Annotated in this window: 23 protein-coding genes; 4 read left to right on the forward strand and 19 right to left on the reverse strand. The window is 63.6% G+C overall.

The window, feature by feature from the left end; translation table 11 throughout:
* The first annotated feature begins 154 nt into the window (after positions 1-154).
* On the forward strand, positions 155-526 hold the full coding sequence (locus tag ACFFNA_RS21165; protein WP_378921308.1) for a hypothetical protein: 372 nt from the start codon (positions 155-157) through the stop codon (positions 524-526).
* 147 nt (positions 527-673) lie between these two features.
* On the opposite strand, the gene ACFFNA_RS21170 is transcribed toward ACFFNA_RS21165, so the two are convergent.
* From ACFFNA_RS21170 to tesB, 4 genes are all read right to left on the reverse strand, one after another.
* Positions 674-949, reverse strand: coding sequence for a hypothetical protein (locus tag ACFFNA_RS21170; protein ID WP_111548519.1), 276 nt, complete (start codon positions 947-949; stop codon positions 674-676).
* 331 nt (positions 950-1,280) lie between these two features.
* The gene (locus ACFFNA_RS21175; RefSeq protein WP_378921310.1) at positions 1,281-2,636 is read right to left on the reverse strand and encodes an ammonium transporter; all 1,356 of its coding nucleotides are present in this window, start codon (positions 2,634-2,636) and stop codon (positions 1,281-1,283) included.
* A gap of 31 nt (positions 2,637-2,667) precedes the next feature.
* Entirely contained in the window at positions 2,668-3,006 is a 339-nt protein-coding gene (locus ACFFNA_RS21180; RefSeq protein WP_013528889.1) for a P-II family nitrogen regulator, read from the reverse strand.
* A gap of 216 nt (positions 3,007-3,222) precedes the next feature.
* The gene (tesB, locus tag ACFFNA_RS21185) at positions 3,223-4,098 is read right to left on the reverse strand and encodes an acyl-CoA thioesterase II (RefSeq protein WP_378921314.1); all 876 of its coding nucleotides are present in this window, start codon (positions 4,096-4,098) and stop codon (positions 3,223-3,225) included.
* A 100-nt stretch (positions 4,099-4,198) separates the two neighbouring features.
* Between tesB and ACFFNA_RS21190 the strand changes: the two genes are divergently transcribed.
* Positions 4,199-5,476 (forward strand): ubiquinone biosynthesis hydroxylase, encoded by a 1,278-nt coding sequence (locus ACFFNA_RS21190; RefSeq protein ID WP_378921316.1) that lies wholly within the window; start codon positions 4,199-4,201, stop codon positions 5,474-5,476.
* A 70-nt stretch (positions 5,477-5,546) separates the two neighbouring features.
* Here ACFFNA_RS21190 and ACFFNA_RS21195 read toward each other — a convergent pair whose 3' ends face one another.
* From ACFFNA_RS21195 to ACFFNA_RS21205, 3 genes are all read right to left on the reverse strand, one after another.
* A complete protein-coding gene (locus tag ACFFNA_RS21195; RefSeq protein WP_111548522.1) occupies positions 5,547-6,074 on the reverse strand; it encodes a hypothetical protein in 528 nt (175 codons plus the stop codon).
* A 136-nt stretch (positions 6,075-6,210) separates the two neighbouring features.
* Positions 6,211-6,567, reverse strand: coding sequence for a YciI family protein (locus ACFFNA_RS21200; RefSeq protein ID WP_378921318.1), 357 nt, complete (start codon positions 6,565-6,567; stop codon positions 6,211-6,213).
* An 11-nt stretch (positions 6,568-6,578) separates the two neighbouring features.
* Positions 6,579-6,788 (reverse strand): hypothetical protein, encoded by a 210-nt coding sequence (locus ACFFNA_RS21205; protein WP_378921320.1) that lies wholly within the window; start codon positions 6,786-6,788, stop codon positions 6,579-6,581.
* Between the two features lie 221 nt (positions 6,789-7,009).
* On the opposite strand from ACFFNA_RS21205, the gene ACFFNA_RS21210 reads away from it, so the two are divergent.
* Complete coding sequence (locus ACFFNA_RS21210) at positions 7,010-7,435, forward strand: OsmC family protein (RefSeq protein WP_111548524.1); 426 nt, start codon at positions 7,010-7,012, stop codon at positions 7,433-7,435.
* 203 nt (positions 7,436-7,638) lie between these two features.
* Here the strand turns inward: ACFFNA_RS21210 and ACFFNA_RS21215 are convergent, their stop codons facing one another.
* The 7 genes from ACFFNA_RS21215 to ACFFNA_RS21245 all read right to left on the reverse strand — a co-directional run bounded on the left by ACFFNA_RS21215 (position 7,639) and on the right by ACFFNA_RS21245 (position 13,059).
* Positions 7,639-8,280 (reverse strand): YceH family protein, encoded by a 642-nt coding sequence (locus ACFFNA_RS21215; RefSeq protein WP_378921322.1) that lies wholly within the window; start codon positions 8,278-8,280, stop codon positions 7,639-7,641.
* Positions 8,281-8,595: 315 nt separating this feature from the next.
* A complete protein-coding gene (locus ACFFNA_RS21220) occupies positions 8,596-9,375 on the reverse strand; it encodes a succinate dehydrogenase iron-sulfur subunit (protein ID WP_111548527.1) in 780 nt (259 codons plus the stop codon).
* Positions 9,375-9,812, reverse strand: coding sequence for a DUF3052 domain-containing protein (locus ACFFNA_RS21225; RefSeq protein WP_378921324.1), 438 nt, complete (start codon positions 9,810-9,812; stop codon positions 9,375-9,377). The genes ACFFNA_RS21220 and ACFFNA_RS21225 overlap by 1 nt, the downstream gene beginning before the upstream one ends.
* A gap of 2 nt (positions 9,813-9,814) precedes the next feature.
* The gene (gene sdhA, locus ACFFNA_RS21230; RefSeq protein ID WP_111548528.1) at positions 9,815-11,653 is read right to left on the reverse strand and encodes a succinate dehydrogenase flavoprotein subunit; all 1,839 of its coding nucleotides are present in this window, start codon (positions 11,651-11,653) and stop codon (positions 9,815-9,817) included.
* Between the two features lies 1 nt (position 11,654).
* Complete coding sequence (sdhD, locus tag ACFFNA_RS21235; protein WP_111548529.1) at positions 11,655-12,050, reverse strand: succinate dehydrogenase, hydrophobic membrane anchor protein; 396 nt, start codon at positions 12,048-12,050, stop codon at positions 11,655-11,657.
* Positions 12,051-12,052: 2 nt separating this feature from the next.
* Positions 12,053-12,472 carry a succinate dehydrogenase, cytochrome b556 subunit gene (sdhC, locus tag ACFFNA_RS21240; protein WP_378921327.1) on the reverse strand — a complete coding sequence of 140 codons (420 nt, stop codon included), beginning with the start codon at positions 12,470-12,472 and terminating at the stop codon, positions 12,053-12,055.
* A gap of 248 nt (positions 12,473-12,720) precedes the next feature.
* A complete protein-coding gene (locus ACFFNA_RS21245) occupies positions 12,721-13,059 on the reverse strand; it encodes a hypothetical protein (protein ID WP_378921329.1) in 339 nt (112 codons plus the stop codon).
* 252 nt (positions 13,060-13,311) lie between these two features.
* On the opposite strand from ACFFNA_RS21245, the gene ACFFNA_RS21250 reads away from it, so the two are divergent.
* Complete coding sequence (locus ACFFNA_RS21250; protein WP_378921331.1) at positions 13,312-13,674, forward strand: hypothetical protein; 363 nt, start codon at positions 13,312-13,314, stop codon at positions 13,672-13,674.
* Between the two features lie 20 nt (positions 13,675-13,694).
* Here the strand turns inward: ACFFNA_RS21250 and ACFFNA_RS21255 are convergent, their stop codons facing one another.
* From ACFFNA_RS21255 to ACFFNA_RS21275, 5 genes are all read right to left on the reverse strand, one after another.
* A complete protein-coding gene (locus ACFFNA_RS21255) occupies positions 13,695-14,906 on the reverse strand; it encodes a GGDEF domain-containing protein (RefSeq protein WP_378921333.1) in 1,212 nt (403 codons plus the stop codon).
* 76 nt (positions 14,907-14,982) lie between these two features.
* Complete coding sequence (locus ACFFNA_RS21260; RefSeq protein WP_378921335.1) at positions 14,983-16,179, reverse strand: GGDEF domain-containing protein; 1,197 nt, start codon at positions 16,177-16,179, stop codon at positions 14,983-14,985.
* A 162-nt stretch (positions 16,180-16,341) separates the two neighbouring features.
* A complete protein-coding gene (leuC, locus tag ACFFNA_RS21265; RefSeq protein WP_378921337.1) occupies positions 16,342-17,751 on the reverse strand; it encodes a 3-isopropylmalate dehydratase large subunit in 1,410 nt (469 codons plus the stop codon).
* Between the two features lie 81 nt (positions 17,752-17,832).
* On the reverse strand, positions 17,833-18,048 hold the full coding sequence (locus tag ACFFNA_RS21270) for a hypothetical protein (protein ID WP_378921699.1): 216 nt from the start codon (positions 18,046-18,048) through the stop codon (positions 17,833-17,835).
* The gene (locus ACFFNA_RS21275; protein WP_378921339.1) at positions 18,045-18,680 is read right to left on the reverse strand and encodes a class I SAM-dependent DNA methyltransferase; all 636 of its coding nucleotides are present in this window, start codon (positions 18,678-18,680) and stop codon (positions 18,045-18,047) included. Before ACFFNA_RS21275 ends, ACFFNA_RS21270 begins: the two co-directional genes overlap by 4 nt.
* Positions 18,681-18,744: the final 64 nt, after the last annotated feature.

The following is an 18,744-nucleotide window of genomic DNA, read 5'->3' on the forward strand; positions in this document are numbered from 1 at the left end:
AGACTATCGGCGGGAAGGTTAAGGGCGCATTAACTATAAGAGGTTGAGGTGATCAAACCTCGTTACCGCCGGTTGAGCCGCCTGCCGCCCGAGGAAAGCGACCCAAGAGCGGTGCCGTGACTTTGCCGCAGGGCCACCAACCGTGGATAGAGGCATGCAATCCGTCGTCCTTCGCGTAGCGGTTCTGGGCTGGGCAGGGATCAGTCTCCTGCTTGCCCTGCACTGGTTTGTCGAACTCGGCATGGTGGGCTTCCCGGATGGCTACGTGACGCCCTTTGCCAGAGCGACCGGCCCGCTCCTGCACATCCTCGCCACAGCCTGTCTGATGCAAGGCCTGTATTTTCTGTACAGGGGTCTTTTCGGCAAGGGATTTGGAGTGCTGGGGCTCGGCCTGCAGATTCTGATCGCGGCTGTCCTGACGGTCGCGCCTGTGATGATTGTCAGGAATTGCCCGCATTCCCAGACATGCAGCAGGGCCAACGAGGCGCTGACAAACACCATGATGGACGACGGAGCCGGCGGATAAAGCTGCCGCCGGAACGGGTTATCGCGAGATCCTGCGGAAGCCCTTTCGACGAGCACCAGCCTGGCCAAACGGGACAATGGCGGGCACAAGGCACGCCATTGTTCGTTTCGCGAAATAGATCGGACCTCGGCCCGATCAAGACGTCTGTCAGTTGGCGCCGCCAAGCGCCTGCAGGTTCGCACAGAACTCGGCGTGCGGCTTGCTCATGGCCGCGTCCTGGCATTCCTTCATCATGGCGCCCTGCTTGTCCTTCGCCATCGCATCCCAGGCGGCCTTGAATTCGGCCTTGGGCTTCATGGTTTTCATGCTGGCATCGGTGAAGAACGGCGCCATGTTGTCCGGTTCATCCAGAGCGCCGGCAAATGCCGTGCCGCTGACCATGGCAAGCGCGAGCGCTCCGAGGCAGATGTTCTTGAAGTTCATGAGATGGTTCCTCCCTGTTGTTCGCAACGAGCGCCGGAATGGCGGTCGTTCCCCACAGTTCGGAACCGATGCGGCCGATGTTTCTTCCCAAAGGCCCATCACGAGAACGTGATTGCGCGAACCATGGGTATTGTCGGAAAATTTTACCAAAAAAAAGAGGCCCGGATACAATCCGGGCCTCAATGCGTGAGCTCCTTTCGGGAGCGTCACGACGGGATCTTTTCAAAACAATTCCAGGAAAAGTGCGCAGCGGTTTTCCGTTCGGAATTGCGTAAGCAGATTAGGGGCCGGCGGGAGGAGGGTTCCGCCGGCCCCGTTGGCTAAGCTGGCCTTACGGCACCACTTCGCCATGCTGGGAGATGTCGAGGCCTTCGACCTCTTCCTGGGTCGTCGGACGCAGGCCGACCAGCGCCTTGACGATGTAGAGGATCACGAAGGTGGCGACGGCCGTCCACACGATGGTGACGGCGACGCCGTAGATCTGCTTGCCGAGCGAAGCACCCGACGACAGGCTGTTGATCGCCGGATCGGCCAGCACGCCGGTGAGCAGGGCGCCGATGACGCCGCCGACGCCGTGCACGCCGAACGCATCGAGCGAGTCGTCATAGCCGAACATGTGCTTGACCTTGACCGCCGAGAGATAGCAGACGACGCCGGCAACGATGCCGACGATGAAGGCGCCGGTCGGGTTGACGAAGCCGGAAGCCGGCGTCACCGCCACCAGGCCGGCGACGGCACCCGAGATGATGCCGAGCACGGAGGGCTTCTTGGCGACGATCCATTCGGCGAACATCCAGGCCAGCGCCGCCGCTGCGGTGGCGACCTGGGTGTTGAGCATGGCAGCGCCGGCAAGACCGTCGGCAGCCAGTTCCGAACCGGCGTTGAAGCCGAACCAGCCGACCCACAGCAGCGAAGCGCCGATCACCGAATAGACCAGGTTGTGCGGCGCCATGTTGGCGGTGCCGTAGCCTTCGCGCTTGCCGAGAACCAGCGCGCAGACCAGACCGGCGACACCGGCGTTGATGTGGACGACCGTGCCGCCGGCGAAGTCGAGCACGCCAGCCGTGCCGAGGAAGCCGCCACCCCAGACCCAATGCGCGATCGGCACGTAGACGACAAGCAGCCACAGCGCCATGAAGATCAGCAGCGCCGAGAATTTGAAGCGTTCGGCGAAGGCGCCGGCAATCAGCGCCGGGGTGATGATGGCGAAGGTCATCTGGAACATCGAGAAGACGAATTCAGGAATGTTCGCGACGCCCGGCAGCCACAGCGAGGCAGTGGTGATGCCGTGATGGAAGAATTTCGAGGTGCCGCCGAGATAGGCATTCATGCCGCCGCCGTCGGAGAAGGCCAGCGAATAGCCGAACATGAACCACAGCACCGTTACCAGACAGGTGATGGCAAAGCTTTGCATGATGGTGGCGAGCACGTTCTTCTTGCGCACCATGCCGCCGTAAAACAGCGCCAGGCCCGGAATGGTCATCATCAGCACGAGCGCCGTCGAGGTCAGCATCCAGGCGGTGTTGCCGGTGTCGAGCACCGGGGTGGGGGCGGCAGCCGGTGCAGCCGCGGCCGCGGCGGGAGCCGCTTCCTGCGCGAAGGCGGCGACCGTGCCCAATGCTGCGAGAGCGAGCGACCCCAAAAGGGCGGCGCGTCCCGTCGTCTTCAAGGTGGAAGGTATATTCATTGAACTCTCCATTGGAATACGTGTTCGCCGCTCAGAGCGCGTCGGTGTCTGTTTCGCCGGTGCGGATGCGCACCGCCTGATCGATGCCGAAAACGAAGATCTTGCCGTCGCCGATCTGGCCGGTCTTGGCGGCCGCGGTGATGGCTTCGACGGCCTTGTCGACCATGTCGGCACTGACCGCGACTTCGATCTTGATCTTCGGCAGGAAACTGACCGCGTATTCCGCACCGCGATAGATTTCCGTATGCCCCTTCTGACGCCCGTAGCCTTTGACTTCGGTGACGGTCAGGCCCTGGATGCCGACGGCGGTAAGCGCTTCGCGTACCTCGTCGAGCTTGAACGGCTTGATGATTGCCATCACGATTTTCATAAGGTTCACCCTTTGCTGTTGCGGTCCCCCGCGTTTGCACGACTTCACCGATCCCAAAGAGCCGGAGAGTGCCCACGAGGATTCAAGCTCCGTGCCAATTGCCGAAGCAGGGTGTTAACCTGTTGTAAACAAAGGAATTGAAGCGACTAACGCGGCGACGTGCACGCAACGCCGGCAACATGCCTGCTTAAAAATTAGGCAATTTTTTAAAAATGCCTACTCTGCAGGCGATCGCTTGAGCCGGATCAGCCCTTCCTGCGCAACCGAGGCGATCAGCGTGCCGTCGCGGGCAAACAGCGAGCCGCGCGTAAAGCCGCGCGACCCTTGTGTCGACGGGCTGTCTTGCGTGTAGAGCATCCAGTCGTCGAGCGGATGGCTGCGATGGAACCACATGGCGTGATCGAGGCTCGCCGCCTGGATATCGCGATCGAAAATGGCCCGGCCATGCGCGAAGGTCGACGTGTCGAGCAGCGTCATGTCGGAAAGATAGGCGAGCACCGCCGCCTGCATGGCGCGGTCCGCCGGCACCGGACCGGTCGTGCGGATCCAGATGTTCTGCTTCGGCTCCAGCTTTTCGCGGCTGGTGTAGTGCTTCAGCATCACCGGCTTCATCTCGATCGGCCGGTCGCGCTCCCAGTAGCGCTTGATGCCTTCGGGCACCGCCTCGCCGAACTTGCCCAGCAACTCGCGCTGCGACAGCAAGGTGTCTGGCCCCGGGACGTCCTGCGGCATCGGCACCTGGTGTTCGAGGCCGACCTCATCCTGCTGGAACGAGGCTTCCAGCGAAAAGATCGCCTGGCCGTGCTGGATCGCCACCACGCGGCGTGTGGTGAAGGAGCCGCCATCGCGGATCCGGTCGACCTCGTAGACGATCGGCACCTTGGTGTCGCCGGGCCGCATGAAATAGCCGTGCAGCGAATGCACGTGGCGATCGGGGTCGACGGTTCGCTGTGCCGCCACCAGCGCCTGGGCGATAGTCTGGCCGCCGAAGACGCGCTGCCAGTCGAGCAAGGGGCTGCGACCACGATACAGATTGTGTTCCAGCTTCTCGAGGTCGAGAATGCCGAGAAGCTCGTCCATGGCAGCCGTCATATTTTCGCGCCCTTGCCGCAGAAGTGTTATGGCGGTTTCCGACAGGACGGACAGGCAGTCAAGGGCGCAAGACCCGGTCGGCGTGCAAGGAGCGAAGAAGATGGAACGCAAGACCGACGCGAAAACCAGGCCAAGCGCGAAAACAAGGTTTGGGCTCGACGTTCTGGTCGCCGGCGCCGGCTATGTCGGCCTTGCCGCGGCCGTCTCGCTGAAGCAGGCGCGTCCGGGCCTTGCCGTCGCCCTTGTCGATGCCGCGCCCGCCGGCGCCTGGCAAAGGGATGGGCGCGCATCGGCCATTGCCGCCGCCGCCTGCCGCATGCTCGACCAGCTCGGCGTGTGGGCCGAGATCGCGCCGCAGGCCCAGGCGATCACCGAGATGATCATCACCGATTCGCGTACCTCCGATCCGGTGCGCCCGGTCTTCCTGACCTTCGACGGCGAGATCGCGCCGGGCGAGCCCTTTGCGCATATGGTGGCCAACCGGGCGCTGAACGGCGCCTTGCGGGCCAGCGCCGAGAAACTCGGCATCGACATCATCGAGGGCGTCGCCGTGCAGGGTTTTGAGACCAACGGCGCCGGCATCACCGTGCATCTTGCCGACGGCGCGACGCTGAAGACCCGGCTGCTGGTCGCCGCCGACGGCGTCAACTCGAAGCTGCGCGACATGGCCGGCATCAAGACGGTGAAGTGGGAATATGGCCAGTCCGGCATCGTCTGCACGGTGGCGCATGAACGCCCGCACAATGGCCGTGCGGAAGAACATTTCCTGCCGGCCGGCCCGTTTGCCACGCTGCCGCTCAAGCCCGGCGAGGACGGCACCAACCGCTCGTCGATCGTCTGGGTCGAGCGCACGCAGGATGCCGAGAAGTTGGTTGCCGGTGACGATCTCGTCTTCGAGCACGAACTCGAACAGCGTTTCAGCCTGAAGCTTGGCGAAATCCGCGTCGCCGACAAGCCGCGCGCCTGGCCGCTCGGCCTGACCATCGCGCGCGCCTTCGTCGCGCCGCGCATCGCGCTCGCCGGCGACGCCGCCCACGGCATCCACCCGATCGCCGGCCAGGGCCTCAATCTCGGCTTCAAGGATGTCGCCGCTTTGGCCGAAGTGATCGTCGAGGCCGACCGCCTCGGCCAGGACATCGGCGCGCTTGACGTGCTCGAACGCTACCAGCAGTGGCGGCGCTTCGACACCGTGCAGATGGGCGTCACGACAGACGTCCTGAACCGGCTGTTTTCCAACGACATCGGCCCGCTGCGCACCGTCCGTGACATCGGGCTCGGCTTGGTCGAACGCATGCCGCGGCTGAAGGAGTTTTTTATCCGCCAGGCGTCCGGGCTTTCCGCCGGCACGCCAAGATTGTTGAAAGGCGAGGCGATCTGAGCCGTCTCACGGACATGCCAGGTGTGTTGAGATTCAGGCCAGGCCGGCCCGACCTGAACATCAGCGCAACCTAGTTGACCTCGAAACCCAGCTTCTGCCGCAGCCGCAATATGCGCTGGTCGGATATTTCGAGGCGTTTCTCGCCGCCTTGTGCGGCGCGGTTGACCATCTGCAGCAGATCGTTTCGCTCGGCCACGTCGAGCCGTTCGCGCAGGAACGGCGCCAGCTTGTCGATGACGATCGTGGTGTCGTCGATCTGTGATGCTGCCCATTTGGCGTAGATCACCGCTTCGTCGGTCTTCTTCTTGTCGGCGATCTCGGAAATCACCGCGCGAATGACAGCCTCGCGCTGCGGCAGCACAGGCCCGTCCTCGGAGACGATGGCGGTGATCAGCGTCGCCGCCGCCACCACCGGATCGTCGATCGCCGTCAATGGCGACAGGGCCGCCTGCTTGCGCAGCTTCTTGCGGCGCACGGAGCCCTGGACCCGGCCGATGACATCGGCAACGTCACGCGCCGCCTCGTTCATCGCCTTCATCCGGTACCACCAGAACGCCGCCGCGCCCAACACGCCAAGGATAGCAATCAGGAAAGGCATGTCGAATCCCCCAAAATCCCCGGCGACGATAGGAGAACTCTTGCGTTGCTTCAACACGCAATAGTTGCGCCGGAAATCGGACGTTCGCTCGACCGAACGCCCCAGGTTTCCAAATGACCGCAACGCATGGCAGGATCTATGATCCCGGCACGGTGTAGATCGCGCGCACCTCGATGGTGCCGATTTCAGCCAGAGGGATCTCGCCGGCGATTTCCAGCGCCTCGTCGAGATCTTTCGCCTCGATCATGACGAAACCGAGCAACTGCTCCTTGGTCTCGGCGAACGGGCCGTCGGTGATCAGCCTCTTGCCCTTGCGCCTGCGAACGGTTTTCGAGGTTTTCACCGGTTGCAGCGCCTGCGCGATAATCAGCATCCCACGTTGGTCCAATGACCGGTCATAGGCCAGCGAATCGGCGTCGAGCTTGGCCAGACGCTCTGTCGTCATGGCATGGAGATCTTTTTCCTCACCGAAGACCAGGCAAACATATTGCATGTCCATCTCCCTTATCGTGACGAATCATAGGATGAGGCGATCAAGCTGTCAGCCGGGCCTTTGCCCGCCGCGTGATCGAGAAAGCACACCCCGACCCCGATGATGGCGACCGCCGCAAGCAGCCGGCCGAAGCCGGACGCGGGCTGCTGCAACCAGTCGATTTCTTGTTCACCAGCCTTGCGGCCGGTGCTTGTCCAGTGAGCAGAAAACAGATCGTTCATGTGAACCTCCATCCGCCACGAAATCCGTGGCCGCCCGCAGGACGGCCGGGGCAGATGGAAGTCGACATTTTTGCACGCACATTTTTTCAGAAAAATTTCATTGCGCCGCCGGCATTGCACCCGCGCCGAAACAGCGCGGTGGCCTTCCGGCGTGCCCGCGCTATAGTTGAGAGCAACGCTGGCGCCGGGCCGGCGCAATCGAAACACTCAAGGAGGAATTCATGGACCGCACCGCAAACGCCGTCTGGAAAGGCAATCTCAAAGAGGGCAAAGGCACGCTCGACACGCAGAGCGGCACCCTGAAGGGCACCCCCTATTCGTTCAAGGCGCGCTTCGAGGATGAGAGCGGCAAATCCGGCACCAATCCGGAAGAGTTGATCGCCGCGGCCCACGCCGGCTGTTACGCCATGCAGTTCTCGCACTTCCTGGCCGAGAACGGCACACCCGCCACCGAGCTCGACGCCAAGGCGGTGGTGACGCTGGTTCCCGGCACCGGCATCACCGGCAGCGCCATCACGGTGGTCGGCAAGGTTCCGGGCATCGACGCGGCGAAATTCAAGGAGCTGGCCGAAAAGGCCAAGGCTGAATGCCCGGTCTCGAAGGCACTCGGCGCCATCAAGGTATCACTCGACGCCAGGCTTGGGTGAACAACATCGCAGAACCTGCAGGCGTTTGCGCTGCCCCTCACCTGCCTGCCGGCATCCTCTCCCCGTATTATGACGGGGAGAGGGGCGCTCTCATCCACGGTTTCGCCAATCATCAGCGTTGCAAAAAGGACGCCGGCAGGGCGATGAGGGGCGGCGCCAACTTCCGCAATGATCGTCTGAAACGAGCCCGGGTCGAATGGTCGTTAGCTTCCTTCGCCGGTCAGCGCCTCGATTCGGGCGCGCAGCCTCGCAACCTCATCCTCGAGGGCGCTGACGCGCTCTTCGAGGCCGGAGGCCGCTGAGGCGGCCAGCGGGGCCTGGTGCATGGCGATGGCCGCGATCTGCGGTGTCCCGCTCAAAAGATGCATGAAGCGCTCCTCGCGCTGGCCGGGACCGCGCTCGATCAGCATCACCAGCGGCGGCCGGCGGCCGATCAGCAGGTCGAGATCGGTGCGCAGCACGTCGATCGACGAAAACCGCGCCATGCGCTCGGCCCGCACCAGCAATTCATGCGCCGTCTGCGCGCCGCGCAACAGCATCAGGCCGATCAGCGCGATCTGCGCCGAAGTGAGCGAGAAACGCTGCGCCACCAGATGCTCGTAGCGCTCGACGCGCGACGCGAAGACCTGCCGGACCAGGCCCTTCTGCTCCAGCTGGCTCAGCGCCCGCCTGACCTCGACAAGCTCGACCGACATCACCGGCTCGCGCGCCGTCTTCTGGTTGGCCGCGGCATGCGCGCCATTGAGCGTCAGCGGATAGACGTCCGGCGTCAGCTCCTTCTTCTCGATCAGGCAGCCGAGCACGCGGGCTTCGATGGGGGAGAGAATGGGAAGGTCGTCGCTCATTTGATTGACTATTTTCTATCGATTCTTGGGCAGCATGATTTTGACAGACATCCGAGCTGCGCGACAGAGCAGAACTCTTGACGTCGGCGGGACAGCGCCCCCCTCTGTCCTGCCGGACATCTCCCCCACTTGGGGGGAGATTGGCAGCTTCGGCACCCAGCGCTCTCCTTAGGCGTTGAAGGACGCTTCCTGCATCGCAAGCGATTGGCGAAAACGGCGATGATAGCCAATCTCCCCCCAAGTGGGGGAGATGTCCGGCAGGACAGAGGGGGGCGCGAAGGATCGCAACGGATGAGGCGAGCCCCCCCATCGAAATTACACCCTTCTCTCCACCATCATCTTCTTGATCTCGGCGATCGCCTTGGCCGGGTTGAGGCCCTTGGGGCAGGTCTGCGCGCAGTTCATGATGGTGTGGCAGCGATAGAGCCGGAACGGGTCTTCGAGATTGTCGAGCCGCTCGCCCTTGGCCTCGTCGCGGGAATCGATCAGCCAGCGATAGGCCTGCAGCAGGGTTGCCGGACCGAGATAGCGGTCGCCGTTCCACCAGTAGCTCGGACACGAGGTCGAGCAGCAGGCGCACAATATGCACTCGTAGAGGCCATCCAGCTTTTCGCGGTCCTCGTGGCTCTGCAGCCATTCCTTGGCCGGCTCCGGCGACACCGTCTTCAGCCAGGGCTGGATCGAGGCGTGCTGGGCATAGAAATTGGTGAGGTCGGGCACCAGATCCTTGACCACTTGCATATGCGGCAGCGGGTAGACCTTGACGGCGCCGGAAATGTCGTCGCAGCCCTTGGTGCAGGCCAGCGTGTTGGAGCCGTCGATGTTCATGGCGCAGGAGCCGCAAATGCCCTCGCGGCAGGAGCGGCGCAAGGTCAGCGTCGGGTCGATCTTGTTCTTGATCCAGAGCAGCGCGTCGAGCACCATCGGTCCGCAATCGTCCATGTCGACGAAATAGGTGTCGATGCGCGGATTCTCGTCATCGTCCGGCGACCAGCGGTAAATGCGATACTCGCGCAAATTGGTGGCGCCTTCCGGCTTCGGCCAGGTCTTGCCCTGCTTGATCTGCGAGTTCTTGGGGAGCGTCAGTTCGACCATTACCTGCGGTCCTTTCGGATGACGAGCTTCAGCCCGGACCAGATTTCATTGACGGCAGCGACTTTCACATCGACCAGGTCGCGCTTCAGCGCCTCGGCGCGAACAACGCCCTCGGTGACGTCGGTGGCCACCTTCGATGCCTTCTTCGGCCAGGACACCCAGACCATGCCGTCGCGCTTGATCGCCGCCTCGACATCGCCGAGGCGATCCTCGATCTCGGCACGCTGCCGGGTGAAGGCATGAACGGCATCGTATTTCAGGATCGCTCCCGAAATGTCAGACCATTCGGCCAGCCGGTCGACCGAAGAGAAACGCACGGCATCTGTGAGATCGTCTAGGTCGTGGGGCAGCGCGATAAAGGCGGCGGTCATCCCGTCCTTCAGGCCGAGCTTGGCCGGAAGGGGCGTACCGGAATATCCCACTGCCGCCGGCGCCATCGTCAGTACACCCTGGCCTTGGGCGCGATCTTGGCGAGGCTGATGCCGCCGTCCTTTTCCGCCAGCAGCGGCTCGGTGTGCACCGGCCGATAGGACAGCGTCACCTTGCCGTCTTCGCTGAGCCGGGCCAGCGTGTGCTTGCGCCAGACCTTGTCGTCGCGGGCCGAAAAGTCCTCCCGCGCATGCGCGCCGCGGCTCTCCTTGCGCGCCTCGGCGCCATAGACCGTGGTGATGGCGTTGGCCATCAGGTTTTCCAGCTCCAGCGTTTCGACCAGGTCGGAGTTCCAGATCATCGAGCGGTCGAACACCTTGATGTCCTTCAGTTCGGTCCAGATTTCCGAAATGCGCTTGCAGCCATTCTCCAGCGATTCCTGCGTGCGGAACACCGCCGCGTCTTCCTGCATCGCCTTCTGCATCTTCTCGCGCAACACCGCCGTCGGCGTCGAGCCATTGGCGTGGCGCAGCCGATCGAAGCGATCCATGATCTTCTCGACCGAGGCTTCATTGGGCGCGGGGATCGCCGACTTGCGGTCGATGACCTGGCCGGCCCGGATCGCCGCCGCGCGCCCGAACACCACCAGGTCGATCAACGAGTTCGAACCCAGCCGGTTGGCGCCGTGCACCGAGGCGCAGCCCGCCTCGCCGACCGCCATCAGGCCGGGCGACACCTTGTCCGGGCTCCTCGGCGTCGGATTGAGCACCTCGCCCCAGTAATTGGTCGGCACGCCGCCCATATTGTAGTGCACCGTCGGCAACACCGGGATCGGCTCCTTGGTCAGGTCGACGCCGGCAAAGATTTTCGCCGATTCCGAAATGCCGGGCAGCCTCTCGTGCAGCACGGCCGGATCGAGATGGTCGAGGTGCAGGAAGATGTGGTCCTTCTTCTTGCCGACGCCACGGCCTTCGCGGATCTCCAGCGTCATGCAGCGCGAGACGACGTCGCGCGAGGCAAGGTCCTTGGCCGACGGCGCGTAGCGCTCCATGAAGCGCTCGCCCTCGGAGTTGACGAGATAGCCGCCCTCGCCGCGCGCGCCTTCGGTGATCAGGCAGCCGGCGCCATAGATGCCGGTTGGGTGGAACTGCACGAACTCCATGTCCTGCAGCGGGAAGCCGGCGCGTGCCGCCATGCCGCCGCCGTCGCCGGTACAGGTGTGCGCCGACGTCGCCGAGAAGTAGGCGCGGCCGTAGCCGCCGGTCGCCAGCACCACCATCTTGGCCGAGAAACGATGGATGGTGCCGTCATCGAGGTTCCAGGCGACGACGCCGGTGCAGGTGCCGTCCGGTTCCATGATCAGGTCGAGCGCGAAATACTCGATGAAGAACTGCGCATTGTTCTTCAGCGACTGGCCGTAGAGCGTGTGCAGGATGGCGTGGCCGGTGCGGTCGGCCGCCGCACAGGTGCGCTGCACCGGCGGGCCTTCGCCGTAATTCATCATGTGGCCGCCGAACGGCCGCTGGTAGATCTTGCCCTCTTCGGTGCGCGAGAACGGCACGCCATAATGTTCGAGCTCGTAGACCGCCGCCGGCGCTTCGCGCACCAGATATTCCATGGCGTCGACATCGCCCAGCCAGTCCGAGCCCTTGACGGTGTCGTACATGTGCCACTGCCAGGAATCGGGGCCCATGTTGGACAGCGACGCGGCAATGCCGCCTTGCGCCGCCACCGTGTGCGAACGGGTCGGAAACACCTTGGTGATGCAGGCGGTGCGCAGGCCCTGTTCGGCCATGCCGAGCGTGGCGCGCAGGCCGGCACCGCCGGCGCCGACGACCACGACGTCGAATTTGTGGTCGACATAGGTATAAGCGGAACCGGTGTTGGCCCCTTTTGCGTCCTTGGCCAACTCAGCCTCCGAATGTCAGCTTGAGCAGGGCGAAGATCGAGGCGACGCCGACCGCTATGGTGAAAAATGTATTGAGCGCGATCAGCGCCAGCTTCATGCCTTCGCCATGCACATAATCCTCGATGATCACCTGCATGCCGAGCCGCATATGGATGAGCCCGGAGATGAGCACCAGGGCGAGCACCAGCGCCACGAACGGATTGGCGAGCGCTGCCCGCACCTCGGCGTGGCTGGCGCCGTTGAGCGCGATCAGGAACCCGACGAAGAACAGCGTCAGCGGGATGTTGGCGATGGCGGTGAGGCGCTGGCGCCAGAAATGTCCTGTGCCCTCGCGGGCCGAACCCAGGCCGCGGACTTTCGCCAGCGGCGTGCGCATATCGGTCTTTCCAGTGCTCATGATCAGGCTCCCCGCGCCATATAGCCGGCAATCCAGATCAGCAGCGTAAGCAGGATCGAGCCGGCCAGCGTCGCCCAGGCGATCTTCGAGGCCGTGTGCTTCTCGAGGCCGGCACCGGTGTCCCATACCAGATGGCGCACGCCACCCAGCATGTGGTGCATCAGCGCCCAGGTGTAGCCGAACAGGATGAGCCGGCCGAGCCAGGTGCCGAGGGCCCAGTTCACCCAGTCGAACGTCGCCTGCGAGCTTGCCGTCGCCATCAGCCATATGGCGACCAGCAGCGTGCCGAAGTAGAGCGCGCCACCGGTGATGCGATGGATGATCGACATCGTCATGGTGATCGGCGGCCGGTACACGGTCAGGTGCGGCGAAAGTGGCCGTTCACGTCTGGCAAATTCGCGGGTGGCTGGTGATTTGCTCATGGCTCCCCCAGTTCGGCGTCCCTGGAGCCTCAGGTGGAAATGCGGCATTGCCGCTTCCGGTTGCGACTTCGGACAGCCGGTTTCTAATGCTCTTTTTGCACCGCGTCAAAGCCAGAAAACCGTTTCGAAAACGTAATTTAATCTGACTAAAGGCGGGGCTCGGGCTTCAATCGATTAGGGGGCCGACGGCTCGAAGTCGGCTCGATATCGCTGCAGTGCACCATGTGCATGGCCTCTGCTGTTTCGGCTTAGCGCTTACAGGTCACCGGCGTCGACCCTGCCTTCATGACCAGCGCTTCGCGGCCATCGATCACAATCGCGTCATGCGCCTGCTCGTAACGGCTGTTCTGGTTGGCCGGCGAGGCCAGCATATCCTCGCTGGCGCCGTCGGGACCGACAACACGCACCGAGGTGCCGAGATTCTCGATGGTCATCCTGACGCCGTCGGCGCAAGTGTAGGTCGCGGTGCGCGGCTGCGGCGCGGACACATCGGTGACGGCGGCTTTCGGAGGATTTGGCACACAGGCCATGGCGACCAGAAGCGGCGACAGGGCAAGCATCACCCGAAACGTCCGGCGTAACGCCATATGCTGTCCCTCCCGCGCGGCAAACTGGCCACGATGCATTGCCAAGATCAAGGTCATCCGACGCCGACCTGGACGCCGGCCGCGATGGTGCGGTCAAGCATGGCCGAAAGATGGCCACCGGGTTTTCCACCCAGTCGGATATTAACCATGTTTACCGAGACATCGCCGCGAAGCGCGCCAACCTCTTAACAAAGGTTAAGAAAAGGTTAATTTCTGATTCGAGGAGGCTTTCCTCTAAACAAGGAGGACGCCATGCGTTCGAACTCGGGAAGAATGCGCCTTGCGGCGCTCATCGTGGCGGCTTCCGTCGTTGGCCTGGCAGCGCCAGTGCTCGCCGGCCCACGTCACCGGGATCGCGTCTACGCCGATTCGTTCGGCAATCTCGTCATCGACAGCGCCGCCGGCTACAAGCGCATCCTGGTCGGCGAAGGCAGATTGGCCAAACAAATGTCCGACTACACCAGCGCCGGCCAACCCAAGGTGATCTACGAGAATGAAGCCGACGAAATCACCGGTTACAGCGATTGCTACCGGCCGCCGGTGTTCGTGAAGGGCCGCAGCTATATGTACGGGCTCTCCGACGGCGAGATGCCCGAGCTCAGCCCTTGCCGCTAATGCATGTCGTCGCGCACCGTTCAAACGCGGCGCGCTTCAGCTTCGATCCCGGCTGACGACCAGTTGCCGTCCGGCCCGGCGGAAACACGCACGCAATCGCGCCCGGCATTCTTCGCCTGATAGAGTGCCTGGTCGGCGCGCCGCATCAGATCGGCAAAAGCTTCGCTCGGATGAAGTTCGGCGACGCCGAAGCTCGCCGTACAGCGATTGTCCGCCGGCAGGCCGTCGATGGGCAGCGCGCTGAAAGCACTGCGTGTGCCCTCGGCGAACAGCCGGGCGGCGGCAAGGTTGGTTCCCGGCAGGATGATGGCGAACTCTTCGCCGCCAATGCGGCCGGAGACATGGTGGCCGGCGGCGGCCTCGCGCAGGAAACCGGCAAAGGTCTCGATCACGCGGTCGCCGGATGCATGGCCGAAACTGTCGTTGACGCTCTTGAAGTGATCGAGGTCGGCGATGACCAGCGCGACCGGCACGCCTTGCCGCACCGCGCCAAGCACCGCCAGCTCCGCGCGGTGGGTGAAGCCGCCGCGGTTGAGCAGCCGCGAGAGCGTGTCCGTCTCCGACTTCGACGTCACCTCGGCGAGCAGGTCGCGAACCAGGATGGCCAGCATCAGCAGCGCCAGCGCCAGGCCAAAGACGGTGCCGAGCGACTGCGACACCAGCGCGTAGCTGCTTTGCAGATAGACCTGCGGGTTGGCGCCCCAGCCGCCGAGCGCATGCGCGATGAACGGCTTTGAGGCAAACTGCACCCCGCTGGCCGCAAGCACCGCCATCAGGATGCGGTCGAGACGGGCGGGCCTTTGCCTCGACGACCAGACGATGGCGAGACCAATGAACTGCATGACCGCATAGGGAAGCTGGTAGGCCATCATGCGGACCAGCGACTGGCGCGGCAGGTTCTGGACGAAATACACCGCGACAGAGGTGGCGACGAGGAAGAACAGCATCGGCGTCCATGGCGGTGCCACGCCGTATTTGTGCGCCAGCCCGCCATTGAAGGCGATGGTGGCGCCAAGAAACACCGCGAAGGCGGCAACGACCACCGGTCGCGCATTGTCGAAGGCGGGAATGCTGAATTCGATGGCGAAATACACCATGCCCAGGAGATAGCCGAACGCCAGCCAGCGCGGCGACGCACGGCCGCCCTCGTGCAACGCGACCGCCATGAAGGATGCCGCCAGCAGGCCGGCAACCGACACATTTATCAGCAGGATGAAATTGGCGCCACTCATAGTCTTATCGAACCCGCGCCGACAGCTAAGCATTGACGGGCGAAGAAGACGTTAACGCTGGCCCGGCCAGGCAGGATCAGCCGGTCCTTAGAGGCTCCGCCACGAACACCGTTTCCGGGCGCTCGTAAGACAGGCGCACGCTGTCGCGGCCGTTCTTCTTGGCCTTGTAGAGCGCGTCGTCGGCACGACGCATCAGCGGCTCCAGTGCCTCGTCGCCGCTACGCGCCGCCACGCCGAAGCTGGCTGTCACCTTCGTGCCGGCAGGAAGCCCGTCGACGTGGCCGGCCGAATAGAGTGTACGCACGGCTTCGGCGAACAGCCGCGCGGCGGCGAGATCGCTGAGGGGCAGCAGCACGGCGAATTCCTCGCCGCCGATACGCCCGGCAACGCCGCGCGACCCGGCGCCCAACCGAAGCTTGGCGGCGAAGTCGGCAATCACGCGGTCGCCCGCCGCATGCCCGTGCACGTCGTTGAGCGCCTTGAAATGATCGAGGTCGGCCAGCACCAATGCGACCGGGAAGCGGGCCGTGGCGCAGTGCCGCAGTAGCAGCATGCCCCGCTCCTCGAAGCCACGGCGATTGAGAAGACCCGAAAGCGGGTCGGTATAGGTCTCGGTCTTCAGCACTTTCATCACGTCAAGTGCGGCGGCGGAGAACAGGCAGAGCGCAATGAGCAGCGACAGCAGCGCGTGCGACAGCAGCGCCGTCGTCCAGTAGGACGAGCCATAGAACCCGTCATAGCTGGTGAAGGGTCCGTGCGCGATGACGACGACAAGGGTGCGCACGAAGAAGTTCAGGCCCGACAGCAGCGACAGAACGAAGAGGATTTTTTCGGTCGGGCCGTTGCGGCGCACCGGCCGCAGTTCGGCGGCGACCAGGAGACTGAGCCCACCGAAGGCGAAATTCATCGCCAGGATGCGCCAGGTGAGATCCGGCGCGACAAACAGGAACCAGCACAACGACGCCAGGCCGCCGCCGGCCAGCACGCCGATCCCCACATAGGGCACCTTGCGGCCATAGCGGTGGACGATGGCGCTGGACAGGCAGCAGCCGGCAATTGTGAAGCAGATGTTCGACGCCACCTTGGTCAGCTGCATGCCGATGGGCAAGGTGAAATACTGCAGCAGGAAGCCGGGCGCCGAGACACTGTAGCTGATCGCCAGCACGGCGAGATAGGGGCGGTGGCGCTGATAGGACCATAGCACGAGGAAGGCCGCGCCGAGTGCCAGCGCGATCGTCGGATTGAGCAGCGCTATGAACAGGCCGGTGTCCAAAGGACTGTGACTTCCCCTCGCTTACGTCAGGGAAGACCTTAGAGCGCAAGCCCAAACAAGCGGTTAAGCGAAAGGGAATATGCGGACGGGGCGAATGAAAAAAGACCCCGGAGCCGCAAGCGGTCCGGGGTCTGGCATGCATTCGCAGCTGGAAGCCGCGCGCTATTTCCACTCGCGGATGTCGACGAAGTGGCCGGCGATCGCCGCCGCCGCCGCCATCGCCGGCGACACCAGATGGGTGCGGCCCTTGAAGCCTTGCCGGCCTTCGAAATTGCGGTTCGAGGTCGAGGCGCAGCGTTCATGCGGCTTCAGCCGGTCGTCATTCATGGCAAGGCACATCGAGCAGCCCGGCTCGCGCCAGTCGAAGCCGGCGGCGACGAAGATCTTGTCGAGGCCTTCGGCTTCCGCCTGTTCCTTGACCAGGCCGGAGCCCGGCACGATCATCGCATCGACATGCGGGCTGACCGTCTTGCCTTCGACCACCTTGGCGACGGCGCGCAGGTCCTCGATGCGGCCATTGGTGCAGGAACCGATGAAGACGCGGTCGAGCGTGATGTCGGTGATCCTGGTGCCCGGCGTCAGACCCATATAGTCGAGCGCGCGCTGCTTGGAGGTGCGCTTGTTTTCATCGCTGATGTCGTCCGGGTTCGGCACGATGCCTTGCACCGACACGACATCCTCGGGCGAGGAGCCCCAGGAGACGATCGGCGGCAGCTTGGCCGCATCGAGCACGATCACCTTGTCGAAATGCGCGCCCTCGTCGGATTGCAGCGTCTTCCAGTATTCGAGTGCCGCATCCCAGGCCGCGCCCTTCGGGGCGCGCGGCTTGTCCTTGACATAGGCGAAGGTCGTCTCGTCGGCGGCGATCAGGCCGGCGCGCGCGCCGCCCTCGATCGACATGTTGCAGATCGTCATGCGGCCTTCCATCGACAGCGCACGGATCGCCTCGCCGGCATATTCGATGACATAGCCGGTGCCGCCGGCGGTGCCGATCTCGCCGATGATGGCGAGGATGATGTCCTTGGCGGTGACGCCATCCGGCAACTGGCCGTCGACACGCACCAGCATGTTCTTGGCCTTGCGCTGGATCAGCGTCTGCGTTGCCAGCACATGCTCGACCTCGGACGTGCCGATGCCGTGCGCCAGCGCGCCGAAAGCGCCATGCGTCGACGTGTGGCTGTCACCGCAGACGATGGTCATGCCGGGCAGCGTAAAACCCTGCTCCGGGCCGATGATGTGGACGATGCCCTGGCGGATATCGTTCTCGGAGTAATATTCGACGCCGAAATCCTTGGCGTTCTTGGCCAGCGCCTCGACCTGGATACGGCTTTCCTCGTTCTTGATGCCGAACTTGCGCTCGGGCGAGGTCGAGACATTGTGATCGACCACGGCCAGCGTCTTTTCCGGATGCCGGACCTTGCGGCCGCTCAGGCGCAGGCCTTCGAAGGCCTGCGGGCTGGTCACTTCATGGACGAGGTGGCGGTCGATGTAGAGCAGGCAGGTGCCGTCGTCCTGTCGGTCGACGACGTGGTCATCGAAAATCTTGTCGTAGAGGGTGCGCGGTGCGCTCATGTGCGTAAATCCGTCGATATGAGAATGGGAAAGAGCAGATGCCGGATCATCAGTCCGGCTAAACGACCTGGACAGGTCGGTCTAGGTAAGTCGGCTGGTCAGTGCGCCGGTCACGCGCGCGGAGAAACGCGACGGCAGGCGTTTTCTGTCCTGCAGCACGAACCCCTTATAGGCCGGATCGCCAAAAAGCTCTTCCATGGCGTGGCTCATATCAATGTTTTGGCTTTTCGGCAATTGCGGCGTGCGGCGCGGCTCTTTCCTTCTCCCCTTGGGGGAGAAGGAAGATGCGTCCCTCAAACTACCTCGAAGACAAAAGTCTTCACCAGCGCGTCGGGCTCGGCGATCGCGTAGCACCGGAACCACGGGGTCTGCTCGACCGGCCGCCATTTTTTCGCCTGCTCCAGTTCGTCGAAAACAGCCTGGAACCCGCCGTTCGCAAAAACCTGGTCGCGCACGGTGAAGATGGCGTGGCCGCCTTTCCGGGTGATGCGCACCAGCTCATGCAGGCCCGACGCCGGCGCATGGCTGATGGTGAAAACGCCGGTTGAGAAGAAGGCGCGGAAATGGTCATCCGGCCATGGCAGCGGTCCGCCCAGCATCGCCTGTTTGAGCTCGCTGTAGGCATTGCGGCTGCCGGCGATTTTCAGCATGTCGTCGGAGAGATCGAGCCCGGCAATATCGTTGTAGCCGAGCGCCTTCAGCGACGGTCCCGACAGGCCGGTGCCGCAGCCGGCATCGAGCAGCGGCCCTTCGCCCGCCGGCACATGGCGCGCCACCCAGGCGGTGATCAGGAAAGGCAGCAAATAACCGAGCGACGCGGTCTCGCTGTCATAGGTCGCAGCCCATGCGGCATAGGCCTCGGCCAGCGCTTCCGGCGTATCGGCCGTGTAGACGGAATCCAGCGCCGCATTGGCTTTGTCGACGATCATAGGTCGTGCTTCTCCCAGCTAATGCATATCGCCCAAAAGTGCGCAGCGGTTTTGGGACAACGAC

It is taken from the genome of Mesorhizobium kowhaii, from assembly GCF_042431665.1.
Lineage (GTDB): Bacteria > Pseudomonadota > Alphaproteobacteria > Rhizobiales > Rhizobiaceae > Mesorhizobium > Mesorhizobium kowhaii.

What these genes read in the sequence shown, in the direction of transcription:
- ACFFNA_RS21165 (WP_378921308.1), top strand. Translation starts at nt 155, where the DNA reads ATGCAATCCGTCGTCCTTCGCGTAGCGGTTCTGGGCTGGGCAGGGATC.
- ACFFNA_RS21170 (WP_111548519.1), bottom strand. Translation starts at nt 949, where the DNA reads ATGAACTTCAAGAACATCTGCCTCGGAGCGCTCGCGCTTGCCATGGTC.
- ACFFNA_RS21175 (WP_378921310.1), bottom strand. Translation starts at nt 2,636, where the DNA reads ATGAATATACCTTCCACCTTGAAGACGACGGGACGCGCCGCCCTTTTG.
- ACFFNA_RS21180 (WP_013528889.1), bottom strand. Translation starts at nt 3,006, where the DNA reads ATGAAAATCGTGATGGCAATCATCAAGCCGTTCAAGCTCGACGAGGTA.
- tesB (WP_378921314.1), bottom strand. Translation starts at nt 4,098, where the DNA reads ATGACGGCTGCCATGGACGAGCTTCTCGGCATTCTCGACCTCGAGAAG.
- ACFFNA_RS21190 (WP_378921316.1), top strand. Translation starts at nt 4,199, where the DNA reads ATGGAACGCAAGACCGACGCGAAAACCAGGCCAAGCGCGAAAACAAGG.
- ACFFNA_RS21195 (WP_111548522.1), bottom strand. Translation starts at nt 6,074, where the DNA reads ATGCCTTTCCTGATTGCTATCCTTGGCGTGTTGGGCGCGGCGGCGTTC.
- ACFFNA_RS21200 (WP_378921318.1), bottom strand. Translation starts at nt 6,567, where the DNA reads ATGCAATATGTTTGCCTGGTCTTCGGTGAGGAAAAAGATCTCCATGCC.
- ACFFNA_RS21205 (WP_378921320.1), bottom strand. Translation starts at nt 6,788, where the DNA reads ATGAACGATCTGTTTTCTGCTCACTGGACAAGCACCGGCCGCAAGGCT.
- ACFFNA_RS21210 (WP_111548524.1), top strand. Translation starts at nt 7,010, where the DNA reads ATGGACCGCACCGCAAACGCCGTCTGGAAAGGCAATCTCAAAGAGGGC.
- ACFFNA_RS21215 (WP_378921322.1), bottom strand. Translation starts at nt 8,280, where the DNA reads ATGAGCGACGACCTTCCCATTCTCTCCCCCATCGAAGCCCGCGTGCTC.
- ACFFNA_RS21220 (WP_111548527.1), bottom strand. Translation starts at nt 9,375, where the DNA reads ATGGTCGAACTGACGCTCCCCAAGAACTCGCAGATCAAGCAGGGCAAG.
- ACFFNA_RS21225 (WP_378921324.1), bottom strand. Translation starts at nt 9,812, where the DNA reads ATGGCGCCGGCGGCAGTGGGATATTCCGGTACGCCCCTTCCGGCCAAG.
- sdhD (WP_111548529.1), bottom strand. Translation starts at nt 12,050, where the DNA reads ATGAGCACTGGAAAGACCGATATGCGCACGCCGCTGGCGAAAGTCCGC.
- sdhC (WP_378921327.1), bottom strand. Translation starts at nt 12,472, where the DNA reads ATGAGCAAATCACCAGCCACCCGCGAATTTGCCAGACGTGAACGGCCA.
- ACFFNA_RS21245 (WP_378921329.1), bottom strand. Translation starts at nt 13,059, where the DNA reads ATGGCGTTACGCCGGACGTTTCGGGTGATGCTTGCCCTGTCGCCGCTT.
- ACFFNA_RS21250 (WP_378921331.1), top strand. Translation starts at nt 13,312, where the DNA reads ATGCGTTCGAACTCGGGAAGAATGCGCCTTGCGGCGCTCATCGTGGCG.
- ACFFNA_RS21255 (WP_378921333.1), bottom strand. Translation starts at nt 14,906, where the DNA reads ATGAGTGGCGCCAATTTCATCCTGCTGATAAATGTGTCGGTTGCCGGC.
- leuC (WP_378921337.1), bottom strand. Translation starts at nt 17,751, where the DNA reads ATGAGCGCACCGCGCACCCTCTACGACAAGATTTTCGATGACCACGTC.
- ACFFNA_RS21275 (WP_378921339.1), bottom strand. Translation starts at nt 18,680, where the DNA reads ATGATCGTCGACAAAGCCAATGCGGCGCTGGATTCCGTCTACACGGCC.